At 72.8% G+C, this 13,510-nt stretch carries 12 protein-coding genes; 5 read left to right on the top strand and 7 right to left on the bottom strand.

What is annotated here, in order from left to right:
- Positions 1 to 300: 300 nt before the first annotated feature.
- The 7 genes from ACZ6S4_RS31430 to ACZ6S4_RS31400 all read right to left on the bottom strand — a co-directional run bounded on the left by ACZ6S4_RS31430 (position 301) and on the right by ACZ6S4_RS31400 (position 7,795).
- Entirely contained in the window at positions 301 to 714 is a 414-nt protein-coding gene (locus ACZ6S4_RS31430; protein ID WP_465478371.1) for a DUF4395 domain-containing protein, read from the bottom strand.
- An 85-nt stretch (positions 715 to 799) separates the two neighbouring features.
- Positions 800 to 1,189 (bottom strand): TlpA family protein disulfide reductase, encoded by a 390-nt coding sequence (locus ACZ6S4_RS31425; RefSeq protein ID WP_465478370.1) that lies wholly within the window; start codon positions 1,187 to 1,189, stop codon positions 800 to 802.
- 218 nt (positions 1,190 to 1,407) lie between these two features.
- Complete coding sequence (locus ACZ6S4_RS31420) at positions 1,408 to 3,393, bottom strand: ABC transporter ATP-binding protein (protein ID WP_465478369.1); 1,986 nt, start codon at positions 3,391 to 3,393, stop codon at positions 1,408 to 1,410.
- An 87-nt stretch (positions 3,394 to 3,480) separates the two neighbouring features.
- Positions 3,481 to 4,605, bottom strand: a complete 1,125-nt coding sequence (locus ACZ6S4_RS31415) for a glycosyltransferase family 4 protein (RefSeq protein WP_465478368.1) — start codon at positions 4,603 to 4,605, stop codon at positions 3,481 to 3,483.
- Positions 4,605 to 5,861 (bottom strand): M48 family metallopeptidase, encoded by a 1,257-nt coding sequence (locus ACZ6S4_RS31410; protein ID WP_465478367.1) that lies wholly within the window; start codon positions 5,859 to 5,861, stop codon positions 4,605 to 4,607. The genes ACZ6S4_RS31415 and ACZ6S4_RS31410 overlap by 1 nt, the downstream gene beginning before the upstream one ends.
- Positions 5,862 to 5,882: 21 nt before the next feature.
- Positions 5,883 to 6,104 (bottom strand): hypothetical protein, encoded by a 222-nt coding sequence (locus ACZ6S4_RS31405; RefSeq protein WP_360549028.1) that lies wholly within the window; start codon positions 6,102 to 6,104, stop codon positions 5,883 to 5,885.
- Between the two features lie 107 nt (positions 6,105 to 6,211).
- On the bottom strand, positions 6,212 to 7,795 hold the full coding sequence (locus ACZ6S4_RS31400) for an NYN domain-containing protein (RefSeq protein WP_465478366.1): 1,584 nt from the start codon (positions 7,793 to 7,795) through the stop codon (positions 6,212 to 6,214).
- A gap of 104 nt (positions 7,796 to 7,899) precedes the next feature.
- On the opposite strand from ACZ6S4_RS31400, the gene ACZ6S4_RS31395 reads away from it, so the two are divergent.
- The 5 genes from ACZ6S4_RS31395 (at position 7,900) to ACZ6S4_RS31375 (ending at position 13,337) form a co-directional block, all read left to right on the top strand.
- Positions 7,900 to 9,699: a DEDD exonuclease domain-containing protein gene (locus ACZ6S4_RS31395; protein WP_465478365.1), complete on the top strand. Its 1,800-nt coding sequence runs from the start codon at positions 7,900 to 7,902 to the stop codon at positions 9,697 to 9,699.
- A 109-nt stretch (positions 9,700 to 9,808) separates the two neighbouring features.
- Positions 9,809 to 11,602 (top strand): RelA/SpoT family protein, encoded by a 1,794-nt coding sequence (locus tag ACZ6S4_RS31390; protein ID WP_465478364.1) that lies wholly within the window; start codon positions 9,809 to 9,811, stop codon positions 11,600 to 11,602.
- Positions 11,603 to 11,633: 31 nt separating this feature from the next.
- Positions 11,634 to 12,149 carry an NUDIX hydrolase gene (locus tag ACZ6S4_RS31385; RefSeq protein WP_465478363.1) on the top strand — a complete coding sequence of 172 codons (516 nt, stop codon included), beginning with the start codon at positions 11,634 to 11,636 and terminating at the stop codon, positions 12,147 to 12,149.
- Positions 12,146 to 12,976, top strand: coding sequence for a sugar phosphate nucleotidyltransferase (locus tag ACZ6S4_RS31380; protein ID WP_465478362.1), 831 nt, complete (start codon positions 12,146 to 12,148; stop codon positions 12,974 to 12,976). The genes ACZ6S4_RS31385 and ACZ6S4_RS31380 overlap by 4 nt, the downstream gene beginning before the upstream one ends.
- A gap of 73 nt (positions 12,977 to 13,049) precedes the next feature.
- A complete protein-coding gene (locus tag ACZ6S4_RS31375) occupies positions 13,050 to 13,337 on the top strand; it encodes an Lrp/AsnC family transcriptional regulator (protein ID WP_433726500.1) in 288 nt (95 codons plus the stop codon).
- Positions 13,338 to 13,510: the final 173 nt, after the last annotated feature.

Below are 13,510 nucleotides of genomic sequence, written 5' to 3'. Positions count from 1 at the left end.
GGGCGTTTCCGGGCGCTACTTGTTTTCAGCCCTGTCGAGCTAGGGCAGGGCCACCCGGGTGGGCGATATGTCTACTCAACTGCTGGGTGGAGACGGGCGAGGCGGGCGGCGATCCCGCAAGGCAAATAGCGGCCGCCGGGATCCGGGGCGGCGAGCAGCGACGGCAAGCAGCGGGCAGCGAGGGCGGCTGCCCGCAGGCTGGGGCGAGGGCGGCGGGCTGCGGTAGCGCGCCCGAGCGCGTGGCTGGGTGCGGCGGCTGATGCCCCGTCGGCTACCTGCAGGAGAAGGGCTGGCTGAGCGTCAGGCGCGGCGGGCGGTCAGCCGGCGGGCGGCGAGGTAGGCCTCGCATCCGAGGCAGAGGCCGAAGGCCGCGTTGAGGAAGGCCGCCAGCAGGCCGAACCCCGCGAACACCAGGCCGACAGCCGGAGCACCGGACAGGTAGCCGACCGAAGCAACAGCCAGGAAGGCGAAACCGACCAGCTGCGCGAACCGGACCGGCGCGGCGTCCTCCCGCTCGGTGGCCGGCCCGAGGCGGGGCGCGACGAGGAAGCGGTAGAGCAGGGCGTACGGCCCGCGGCGCGGGTCGGCGGCGGTGATCGCGAAGACGGCGGTCTGGGCCAGCGCGAGCCAGCCCCATCCAGTGGCCAGGACGACGACGAGGACAAGAGTGGTCAGCGCCGCGGCGAACCGTGGCCCACGCGGGTCAAGCTGCATGGAGTGAGCGTTACACGGCCGGCGGCCGTCGTCCTGGTGAGTCCCATCACCGCCGTGGAGGTGCAGATTCCCAGGTCAGGACGGGTCAGGCGGCCGGGAGCAGATCGCCGAGCACGGCGATGAGTTGCGCCTTTCCCGGTACGCCGGTGGCGCGCTTGGCGACCCGGCCCTCGGCGTCCAGTACCAGCAGCGTCGGGGTACGCCAGATGCCCAGCGCACGAACCGCCTCCAGGTGGCTCTCGGCGTCCACCTCGACGTGCCGCACGCCGGGGAGCAGGTCGGCGACCTCACCGCTGACCCGCCGGACAGCCCGGCACGGCGCACAGAAGGCGGACGAGAACTGCAGCAGCGTGGCCTGCGCCGGCTGGACACCCAACTGCGCCAGCAGGGCAGGGTCGATCCGCTGCCCGGCGGCACCGCCATCCCCACCCGAGCCGGCGCCGCCCCGCGAAGAATCAGCGTCACGCCCGCCCAAGCCAGGTCCCGCCGCGGCCAAGGCCGATCCCCCACCGACGGCCGATCCCCCACCGACCGCCCCGGCAGAAACCGATGCGCCCGCGACGAACCGCCCATCGGTCCGCCGCCGCCACAACCCGGCCACGGTGCCCAGCACAAGGACCGCCGCAACAACGATCAGCCCGGTGGTGTCCACCCACCAACTCTGGCACGCCCCGCACCCCGCCGCGATGTGACCTACGCCGCCGTCTGATACGCGCTCGCCTGCAACGAGAACAACTGCGCGTAGATCCCCTCGCCCGCCATCAGCGTCGCGTGATCACCCTCTTCGACCACCTCACCGTGGTCCAGCACGAAGATCCGGTCCGCCTCGCGGACGCTGGCCATCCGGTGGGTGATCAGCACGACGGTACGGCCCGCGGCCAGCTCCCGGAGCCGCTGGTAGACGTCGTGCTCGGCCCGCGCGTCGAGGTTGGCGGTCGGTTCGTCGCAGATCAGCAGCGGGGCGTCGCGGTAGAACGCCCGGCTCACCGCCAGCCGCTGCCACTGTCCGCCGGAGAGGTCGGCGCCGTCGGTGAAGTGCCGGGACAGCAGCGTGTCGTACTGGCGGGCCAGTTCCATCACGAATTCGTGGGCGTCACCGGCCCGGGCCGCGCCGAGCACACGTTCGGGTTCGACGCTGTGGTCGTACCGTCCGATGGTGATGTTGGCCCGCGCGGAGAGCGGCCATCGGGTTGGTTCCTGCATCACGACCGCGACCTGGCCGCGGATGGTCTCCGGGTCGTAGCGGGTGAGGTCGACGCCGTCCCAGCTGATGCTGCCGCTCTGCGGCTGGAAGAGGCCCGCGAGCAGGCTGGCCAGGGTGGATTTTCCGGAACCGTTCTCGCCGACCAGCGCGATGATCTCCCCTCGGCGCAGGGTCATGCTGACGTCGCGGACCGCCGGGCGTTCGGCGTCGGGATAGCTGAACGTGACGTGGTCGAGGCGGATCTCCCGCGACAGCGCCGGCACCGCGGCGCCCGAGCTGGATTCGGTGCGGCTCAGGGACAGGTCGCAGAATCCTTGGAAGTCGGCGAAGTACAGGCCCTGTTCGAAGACCCGGTTGGCGCTGTGGGCGAGTTCGGTGAGCTTGCCGATCCCCATGCTGATCGCGTACGCGGCAGCGCCGCCCACCGCGAGTTCCATCCGGCCGGTCCAGAGCAGCCAGAGCAACGTGGCGTAGGTGAGTCCGGTGGCGACGCTGCTCAGCGCGGTGCCGGCCAGATTGGTGCGGATCTGCCGGGTGGTGATCCGGATCTCCTCGTTGGTCGAGACGGCGAGCAGCCGCCGCACCTCGGCCAGCAGATACTCCCGCACGGTGAACGCGCGCAGCTCCGGCGCGGGCTCGCGGGCGGCGAGCAGCTCGGCGAGCATCCGCTGCCGCCGCCAGACGGCGATGAGCCGCAGCATCCGCCGGTAGCGCAGCCGGGCGGAGCGCACGGCGGCCCACCCGATCGGCAGCACCGCGAGCACGAGCAGCGGCAGCAGGACCGGGTGCAGCACCGCCAGCACCCCGGCCGCGGCGGCCAGGCCGATCAGGTTGGTGCCGAGCTCGATGGCCCGGTCGACGAGGTACTGGGCGGCGTCGATGCCCCGGTCGCGGGCCCGTTCCATGGCGTCGCGCCAGCCCGGGTCGTCGAAGGTGGACAGGTCGACGCGGGTGGTCAGATCCAGCAGCCGCATCTGGGCGGCCTGCGAGACCTTCGGGGACAGCCGGCCGTTGGCCGCCGCCCCGGCCGACGTCAGCACGCTGCGCACGGCGGCGGAGCCGACGAGCAGAAGCAGCGAGGGTACGGCGGCCCGCACCCGTTCCGGCGTCGGTCCCTCCCGCAGCAGCCCGTCGAAGACACCGACCACGCTGATGAGCCCGACCGCACTGGCCACTCCCGCGGCGAGCTGGAACGTGACGACGGCGATGGTGGTCCGCCGGCTCGCCTGCCAGGCCAGTGCCCAGGCCGACCGCAGCAGCCGGGGCAAGCGCCGCAGCATCCGCAGGAACGTGGTGTTGGCGGCCTCCTCGGTGCTGGTCAGCCAGTACGGCACCGCCAGCTCCGCGTCGTCGGACCACTCGCCGTCCCCACCGGAGTCCAGGCCGACATCCGGCACCCGCCCGTCACCCGGGCCGGCCGCCTCAGGCGGCGGAGTAGGAGTCGGAGGGTCCTGCTGCTGGATGGCGTCCTGCATCGACGGCTCCCGTTCCGAGGGCTCTCAGCCGTTCCTACGCCTCCTCAACCCAGCGTGTCCATCCATATACCAGGAGTGAGGGCTCATTCACGGTTGCACCAGCTCGGTGAGCTGAGCCGCCTTCGTCTCCCACCGCCATTCCTTCTCGACCCACGCCCGCCCGGCCGCGCCCATCGCCCGCGCCCGCGCCGGGTCGGCCAGCAGCTCCGCCAGCCGGTCCGCGATCGCTGGCACGTCACTGCCGCCGACCACGTAACCCGTCTCGCCCTCCCGGACCGCGTCGGGCGCTCCCCCGGAGTCGCCGGCCAGCACGGGCAGACCCGTCGCCGAGGCCTCCAGGTAGACGATGCCGAGACCCTCCACGTCGAGCCCCGCGCCCCTCGTGCGGCACGGCATCGCGAACACGTCACCGGCCGCGTAGTGGGCCGGCAGCTCCTCCCAGCGGACCGAGCCGGTGAACACCACGTCCGACTCGACACCCTCGGCCCGGGCCAGGGCCTGCAACTTCTCCCGGTACGGGCCGCCGCTCACGATCAGCAGGGCCGCGCCCGGGACCCGGCGGCGGATCGTCGGCAAGGCGCGGATCAGCATGTCCTGACCCTTGCGGGGCACCAGCCGGGACACACAGACGATCACCGGGCGGTCGCTGAGCCCGTGCCGGGCGCGCATCTGCGAGCCGTCCACCCCCGGGTGGTACGCGTCCACGTCCACCCCCGGCGTCAGCCGTTCCAGCGCGGTCAGCCCGTGCAGCGCCCGGTCCAGCCGCACCCGCTGGAACTCCGTCAGGTAGGTGATCACGTCGTTGCCGCGGGCGATGCGGCGCAGCAGCTGGCGGGCCCCGGGCAGCGCGGCCCAGCCGATCTCGTGGCCGTGGGTCAACGACACCGCCCGCTCGATGCCCGCGCGCCGCCGCAGCCCGTCCGCGAGCAGGCCCAGCGGTGCCCCGGCCCCGAACCAGACGCTGTCGCAACCGTGCGACCGGGCGATCTCGGCAGCCCGCCGGGCGACCGCCGGGGTCGGCAGCAGCACCCCGGTGTCCTCCCGCACGACCTCGAACGGCTGCTCGGCGTCGAACTCCGCCGCGCCCTTCCAGGTGGACGCATAGGCCACCACCGAGCCGGCGGGCTGGCGGACGGCGAGGTTGTGCACGAACTGCTGGATGCCACCCGGGCGCGGTGGGAAGTCGTTGGTGACCAGCAGGGTGCGGCCCATCAGCGTTCCCCTCGGGCGTACGCGCGGGCGGCGGCCATCCGCTCCACGGTGGACGGGTGCGAGGCGAACATGAGGTGCTCCCAGGTCGGCGGGTCGGGGTCGGAGAGGTTCACGGAGCCGAGCCGGCGTTGCATCGCCTCGAACGTCGCCGCGTCGCCGGTCAGCTCCAGGGCGTGCGCGTCGGCCCGGGCCTCGATGCGCCGCGAGACCAGCGCCTGAGCGGGCCCGCCGATCAGCCCGGCCACACTCACCAGGGCGAGCAGCAGCGCGATCGTCCGCGGCTCACCCATCGACTCCGTGCCGGCCAGCCGCAGCAGCCAGCCCAGGGAGCCGAGCAGGTAGAGCGCGATCACCGCGGCCGCCGCGCCCAGCGCGCCGATGATCGTGCCGGTCACCACGTCGCCACGCTTGGCGTGACCCAGCTCGTGCGCTGTGACCGAGACCACCTCCTCGGGCGTGGCCTCGGTCAGCATCGTGTCGTACACGACGATCCGCCGGGTCGGCCCGAACCCGGACACGTACGCGTTGACGGCCCGGGTGCGGCGGGAGGCGTCGGCGACCAGGACGTCGCGCACCGGCACGCCGTCGCGGGCGGCGAGGCTCATCAGCTCGGTGCGCAGCGGGCCCTGGGCCATCGGGGTGAACTTGTTGAAGATCGGCTCGACGAGCACCGGCAGCACGAACGACAGCAGCACCACCAGCGCCGCGGCCCCGACCGCGCCGAACGCCCACCACCAGCGCGGGGCGAGCCGGGTCACGGTGAAGAAGCCGAGCAGGGCCAGGCCGCCGATGACCGCACCGACCGCATAGGACTTGGCCAGGTCGACCGCCCACGGGCCCCAGGTCTGGGTGGAGATGCCGTAGCGCACGACGACGGTGTGCCGCCAGGCCGCGAACGGCAGCGTGAGCACCTCGACGACCAGCACGATCACCAGGCCACCGAGGACGGCCTGAGCGATCCAGTGGTCGCCGAACGGGCGCCCGACCAGGGACACCAACCGCGCCCCCAGCGGTGTGAGGCCGAGCACCAGGGCCGCCAGGAGGCTGACCGCCATGGCGCCGTACGAGCCCGGGCGCAGGTCGGAGTGGAAGGCGCGGGCCCGCTGCACCTGGTCGCCGGGCAGGCCGCGCAGGGCGTCGAGCTGGTCAGCCCGGGGCGCCGGCGGCCGGTGCCACGGGACCACTGTCGCCGCGTACGCGATCAGCGCCACCACCAGCACGCCCAGCGCGCACGCCGCCCAGAGCCGGGGAGTCATCGGGCCATCCTAGAGACGTGATCACGCCACGTGGCGGCGGCGCGGGTAGAGCGGGACGGAGACCGGCGGGTCCGGTGTCTCCAGCAGCTCCACCTCGAAGCCGGCCAGCTCGAACGTCTCGATCGCCCGCAACTCACCGGGAGTGAGGTCGGCGATGCCGTCGGGGGTGTCGTACAACGTGCTGACCAGGCATCCGTTGCATTCATCGGTCCGCTCGGCGCAGCGCCCGCAGTCGATGATCATCATTTCCTCCGCATCGTGGGGGGTGCGGCCCGCGCAGGGGGAAGAGGAGCTGTCGCGGACCGACCACCATCGGTGACAGTCACGCTATGGAGGGGGTATGACAAAAATCAGGAGCGGGCGAGCCGGCGCAGCAGTGAGTCGGCTCCCATCGGGTACGCGCCGTGCCGGCGTACCCCGTCGGCCACCTCGCGGTCGGACGAGATCACGACCAGCGGGCGGCCGGCCGGCTCGGCCCGCACGAGCTGACGGATGAGCTCGTCGGCGGTGTCGCCCTTGTGCGAGAAGAGCACGCGTACGCCGCGCGGGGCGGGCGGCAGGCCGTGCACCCGCTCGGCGCCGTCGAAGACGACCGTGACCTCGTCGCCGGTCTGCGCGGCGATCCCGCCCAGCCCGGTGATCAGGCGTTTGCGCTGCTGCTCGAGCGACATCTCGGCGAAGCCGCGCTTGGTGACGTTGTAGCCGTCCACGATGAGGTGCGCCCGCGGCAGCGCCAGGAGCTGGTCCAGCCGGCCGGGGTCGTCGGTGTCCTGGGCGCGCGGACGCGACCGTTCGAGCGCGCCGGGCCGGTCCGCCGCGGTGTCCGCCACGAAGTCGGCCGGCAGCTTGTCGGTCGGGCCCAGGGCCAGCTCGCGCCGCAACCCGGACGCGGCCTGCCCGATCGTCTCCAGCAGCAGCCAGAGACGGGTCTCGTCGGCCGCCCGGGCGTCCTTGGCGCTCTGCTTGCCGGAGGCAGCCGCCGCCTCCGCCTCGGCGAGACGGGTCTTCAGCCGCCGTACCTCGGCCTCGTGGTCGGCCGTCACCTTGGCCTGCCGGCCCTTCTCGGTGGCCAACAGGTCGGCGGCCCGCTTCTGGGCCGCCTGCGTCTCGCGCAGGGCGCGCGAGGTGGAGCGGGCCTCCTCGCGCAGCTGGCCGAGCTCCTCGCGGACCCGGGCCAGCTCGTCGCGCAGCTTGTCGGCCTCGACCTTGGCGACCGCCCGGTCGTGCTCGGCGCGGGCGGCCCGCAGCTCGGCGTCGCGGATCTGGCCGGCGATCGCGGCGACGTCGGCCTCGGCGCGGACCGACTCGCCGGCGGCCTCGATCAGCCCGCGCCAGCCCTCCGGCCTGGCCAGATAGGCCAGCGCGGCGACCTCGACCGGGTCGGCCGCGGCGGGGGCCATCCCGCCGGCCACGGCGGCGCCCAGGTCACCGGCGTCGGTGACGATGCGGCCGCTGATCCGCTGCCGGAACAGCGGGTCGGAGGCGAGCTGGGCGGCGATGGCGGGCCCGCCGAGCCGGGCCCGGCGGTTGGGTGCGAATTTGGCCACCCGGCGCAACGGCACGGGGGTCTCGTCGGCCGGCAGCCCGGTGAGCGCGGCCGCGGCCAGAATCGTGATCCGCTGCCGGACAGCCTCGGGAAGGGTGGGCTCGGGCCCGTGGTCCTCGTCCAACCCGTCTTCGGCATCGCAGCCGGAGGCCGGCTCGCGCTCCCCGGCAGCGCCGAGGCCGGCGGACAGGTCAAGGTCCGCGCCCAGGTCCCCGGACGGGTCGATGCCCTGGTCAGAAGCCTGGAAAGCGTCCGGACCGGCCGCCTCGGCCGCGGCCGGGCCGATGGTATGCCCGGTGTCGTCGTCCCCGGCCTGGTCCGGAGCACCCTCCGTCCCACGAGCCGCCTCCTCGTAGGGGCGGTCGTCGAACGGCGGCGGCGCGGACATTTCTCTATTCTCCCACCGTGGGCAGCGGAAAAGCTTGCGGTAGCAAGTGATGTTTTCCCGCCGCGGGCCGGAGTTTGTCATACCCCCTCTTTAAATTGCCCGTCGTGGCACAACCGGCATACGTGCAGGGCACTCTGGACACCCTCCTGAGCGCCGACGGCTCCGTCGATCCGGCGGCGCTGTCCCTGCGGGACACGACCTTCGTCGTGCTCGACCTGGAGACGACCGGCGGGGCGCCGGACGGCGGCGGCATCACCGAGATCGGCGCGGTCAAGGTGCGCGCCGGCGAGGAGCTGGGGGTGCTCGGCACCCTGGTCAACCCGGGTGAGCGCATCCCGCCGTTCATCACCGTGCTGACCGGCATCACCGAGGCCATGCTGGCCCCGGCGCCGCCGATCGAGGCGGTGCTGCCGAGCCTGCTGGAGTTCCTGCGCGGGGCCGTCCTGGTCGCGCACAACGCGCCGTACGACGTCGGCTTCCTGAAGGCCGCCTGCGCCCGGCACGGGCATCCCTGGCCGCAGCTGCGGGTGCTGGACACCGCCGCGCTGGCCCGCCGGGCGCTGACCAAGGACGAGGTGCCCAACCGCAAGCTCGGCACCCTGGCCCAGTTCTTCCGGGCCGCCGTCCAGCCCACCCACCGGGCCCTGGACGACGCCCGGGCCACGGTCGACGTGCTGCACGGGCTGATCGAGCGGCTGGGCAGCTTCAAGGTGCACACGCTGGGCGACGCCATCGAGTTCGCCAAGGCGGTCACCCCGACCCAGCGGCGCCAGCGGCACCTCGCCGACGGCCTGCCGCACGTCCCGGGGGTCTACGTCTTCCGTGCCGCCGACGAGCGGCCGCTCTACGTCGGCACGTCGGTCGACATCGCGACCCGGGTGCGCAGCTACTTCACCGCCAGCGAGAAGCGGGCCCGGATGTCCGAGATGATCGGCGCCGCGGTCCGGGTGGAGGCGGTGGAGTGCGCCCACTCGCTGGAGGCGGAGGTGCGTGAGCTGCGACTCATCGCGGCGCACGCGCCGCCGTACAACCGCAGGTCGAAATATCCGGAGCGGGTCGTCTGGCTCAAGCTGACCGCCGAGGCGTACCCCCGCCTGTCGGTGGTCCGGTCGCTGGCCGAGGACGGCGCCGCCTATCTCGGCCCGTTCTCCTCGCGCCGCACGGCCGAGCTGGCCGCGGCGGGTGTCTACGACGCCGTGCCGCTGCGCCAGTGCACCCACAAGCTCTCGATCAAGACCCGCACGCCCGCCTGCGCGCTGGCTGAGCTGGGCCGGTGCCCGGCGCCCTGCGAGCACGAGATCACCCCGGAGGAGTACGCCCGCAGAGCCGCCCTGCCCTTTCGCACCGCCACCTACGGCGACCCCCAGCCCCTGGTGGACGCCCTGCTCGCCCGCATCGAGGTGCTGTCCGACCGGCAGCGCTACGAGGAGGCGGCGGTGATCAGATCCCGGCTCGTGGCGCTCCTGCGCGCCACCGTCCGGATGCAACGCCTCGGCGCGCTCACCGGTATCAGCGAGCTGGTCGCCGCCCGGCGCAACGACGCCTACGGGTGGGAGATCATCGTGGTCCGGCACGGCCGGCTCGCCGCCGCGGCGACCTCACCGCCCCGGCTGCACCCCCGGCCGACCCTCGACATGGCCCGCGCCACCGCGGAGACGGTCCTGACAGGACCAGGTCCCGTCCCGGCCGCCTCGGCGGAGGAGACCGAGCGGATTCTGGCCTGGCTGGAACGGCCCGACACCCGCCTGGTGGAAACTTCTGGCGACTGGGTGTCACCGGCGCGTGGCGCTGCGCGCTTCACTACGCTGCTCACCAGGGCGGAAGCCGCGGCGTCGAGAAGAGACTCGTCCGTTCGCTCATCGGTAACTGACCGTTCGGATGACGCTCGCTCGCTTAGGCTGTAGGGAACACGGCGTGCGAAGCCGTGAAAATCGGTGGGATCCGTGCGTACCGTTCGGGGTGAACGAAGCGGGCCGGGCGGATCTCGCGGTAGATCGGTGAGGGGGTGTCCGAGTGGACGTCGACGCCGGCCACGGCGCCGCCCTTGGACGTGCCCTGTCTCCGTCACCCGCGGAGATCCCACTTTCGCGCCGGCTGCGTTCGTTCCTCAGCTTCCAGGGCAACGACGACGACCCGGTCACCACGCTCACCCGCACCCACCGTCACATCCACCCCTCCGCTGACGCGGGCGTGCTGCGCCGCAGCTATGCCGTCGCGGAGAACATGCACCGGGGCCAGTTCCGCAAGAGCGGCGATCCGTACATCACGCACCCGCTCGCGGTCGCGCAGATCTGCGCCGAGCTCGGCATGGACACCACCACCCTGGTCGCCGCGCTGCTGCACGACACGGTCGAGGACACCAGTTACACGCTGGAGACGCTGCACGGCGACTTCGGCCCCGAGGTGACCCACCTGGTCGACGGCGTGACCAAGTTCGACAAGGCGTTCTACGGCAAGGTCGCCGAGGCCGAGACGATCCGCAAGATGATCGTGGCCGCCGGCAAGGACGTCCGGGTGCTGGTGATCAAGCTGGCCGACCGGCTGCACAACATGCGCACCCTCGATGCCCGCTCCCCCGCCTCCCGGGCCCGGATCGCCACCGCGACCCTCGACGTGCTGGTCCCGCTGTGCGACCGCCTCGGCATCCAGGCCCTCAAGCGCGACCTCGACGACGTGGTGCTCTATCACCTCGAGCCGGATTCCTACGCCCGCATCGACGAGCACGTGAAGAACCGCCCGGGCTGGGCGGAGTACCTCGACGACGTCAAGGCCAAGGCCCAGGTCGCGCTGCGCCGCTCCCGGGTGGACGCCAAGGTCATGGCCCGCCCCCGGCACTACTACTCGATCTGGAAGGACACGGTCGCCGGCGGCCACGCGGTCCCGCTGGACCTGCCCCGCATCGCGGTGATCGTCGACGGGCCGGAGACCGACTGTTACGCCGCGCTCGGCGCGATCCACGGCCAGTGGCGCCCGGTCGCCGGCCGGTTCAAGGACTTCATCGCCTCCCCGAAGAACAACCTCTACCGCTCGCTGCACACCACGGTGACCGGTCCCGAGGGCCGCCTGGTCGAGGTGCTGATCCGTACGGTGTCAATGCACCGCTGCGCCGAGTACGGCGTCGCCACCGGCTACCGGTACCCCAAGTCGACCGAGGGCGCCGAGGCCGCGGGCGCTGATCAGCTGACCTGGCTCAAGCGGGTGCTGGACTGGCAGCAGGACACCACCGACGCCGGCCAGTTCCTCGCCTCGCTGCGCTGCGACCTCGCCGAGGGCCAGATCCAGGTGTTCGCCCACGGCAACACGTTCGACCTGCCGGCCGGCTCGACCCCCGTCGACCTGGCGTACGAGCTCAGTGCCGACAAGGGCGACGAGACGCTCGCCGCGACGATCAACGGCCGGCTCGCTCCGCTGAGCTCTCCCCTGCGCGACGGCGACGTGGTGGAGATCTTTACCGAGACCGACGGGCCCGTCGAGGTGGAGCGGGGCACGGCGCCGCGCGGACCCCGCAAGGAATGGCTCGGCTTCGTGAAGTCGACCCAGGCGCAGATGCAGATCAACCGCTACTTCGCCGAGGAGAACTCCCCCGGCATCAGCATCGCCGACAAGGTCCGGCTGGGCCGCGCGACGATCGGGCTGACCCTGCGCAAGCACGACCGGGGGCTGGCCAGCGAGGTTCCGCTGCGCCGGCTGGCCGAGGAGCTCGGCTATCCCGACCTGGAGACCATGCTGGTGGCGGTCACCGAGCGCAACCTCGAGCCCGACCAGGTGGTCGAGCAGCTCATCGCCCTGGTCGACCACCCGGACTGAGCCCATCGCGCCCGGCCGCTAGCCTGGCGGGGTGAACATCCACCGGCGGTTGCGTGGCGTCGCGTACCAGACGTTCTACCGGCTGCCGCATTCCGTGCGCCGCCGCATCGTCCGCCTGATCGTGCCGAAATATATGGTCGGCGCCGTGACGATCATCCGCGACTCGGAGGCGCCGGAGCCCGGCCGGTTGCTGCTGCTGCGGCAGCCGCCCGGCCGCAGCTGGGGCCTGCCGGCCGGTCTGCTGAAGAAGGCGGAGCCGCCGGCCGTGGGCGCGGCGCGTGAGCTGTCCGAGGAGTCGGGCGTGGTCATCGACCCGGACGATCTGATCCCGGCGGTGCCGAACGCCATCGTGCACGCCAAGGGCTGGGTCGACACGATCTTCATGGGTACGGTCCCGGCGTCGACCACCCCGCTGGTGGTCGACGGTGGTGAGGTCCTGGAGGCGGGCTGGTTCCCGCTGGACGACCTGCCCCGGCTGACCCCGAACACGGCGATCGTCCTCGGCGTCTACGGCATGGGCCCGCACGCGGCCCACAGCCCGTCATGACGCCGGCCGTCGCCGCGGTGGTGCTGGCGGCCGGCGAGGGTCAGCGGCTGCGGCCTCTGACCGAGCTGCTGCCCAAGGCGCTGTGCCCGGTAGGCAACGTCGCTCTGCTGGACCGGGCGCTGACCCGGATCGGTGGCCTCGGTCTGAGCGGACCGTCCCAGGTGGCCGTCAACGCCGCGTACCTCGCCGAGCAGGTCGTCACCCACGTCGGCGGTCGCGCGCACCTGTCCGTGGAGCCTGACGGCCCGCTGGGCACCTCCGGCGGCCTCGGCCGCCTCCGGGGGTGGATCGACGGCCGGGGAGCGCTGATCGGCAACGCGGACGCGTATCTGGCGGATTCGCAACGCGAGCCCGGCAAGGACATCGCGGCGCTGCTGGAGGGCTGGACCGGAGAGACCGTACGGATGTTGACCCGCCCCCTGGCCCCGGGCACGACCGGCGGCTTCAGCGGCCACCGGTTCGCCGGTTTCTCGCTCGTGCCGTGGCGCTACCTCCGCGACCTCACCGACGAGCCGTCCGACCTGGTCCGCACGGTGTGGCGCCCGGCCGAGGCCGCCGGCGAGCTTGAGCTGGTCACCTACGACGGCGTCTACATCGACACCGGTACGCCGGCGGACTACCTGAAGGCCAACCTGCACGCGGCAGCCGGCCTGACCGACCCCACGGCCACGCTGACCGGCCGGGCGGCCGAGTCCGTGATCGGTGCCCACGCCGAGGTCCACGGCAGCGTCACCCGGTGCGTGATCTGGCCGGGTGCGACAGTGCACGAGGGCGAGTCGCTGCGGGACGCCGTCCGCGCCGGCAAAGACCTCACCGTCCCCGCCTGACCGCCGGCCGCGCCGTGGATAGCATGAACCGACCCGTCCGACTCATCCGCCTCATCGCCGAGGAGACGCCAGCGTGAACACCGCGATCGTGCACATCGAGTGCGCCACCGACTCCATCCCGGAGGTCGCCGAGGCGCTCGCCGCGCTGCCCGGCGTCAGCGAGGTCTACTCGGTGGCCGGCAACGTCGACCTGATCGCGATCGTCCGGGTCGCCCAGTTCGACGAGATCGCCGAGGTGATCGCGGGCCGGATCTCCAAGACCCCGGGGGTTCTGAACACGGAGTCGCACATCGCCTTCCGCGCCTACTCCAAGCACGACCTGGAGGACGCCTTCGCGATCGGCCTGCCCGACGCCGACTGAACACCGTCCGGCACCGCCAGGCGCCGGCCGCCGAGCGCCGACCAATCCCGCCGCCACCGACCAACCGCCGTCGGGCGCCGTGAGGTCCCGACCGAGCGCCGGCGAGCGCCGTAAGGTCCCGGCCGAGCGCCGTCGGGCGCCGTGAGGTCCCGACCAAGCGCCGGCGAGCGCCG

It is taken from the genome of Actinoplanes sp. NPDC051405 (genome assembly GCF_055586185.1).
The sequence above is the reverse complement of the archived record's forward strand: the minus strand, read 5'-3'. Positions and strand labels throughout refer to the sequence as shown.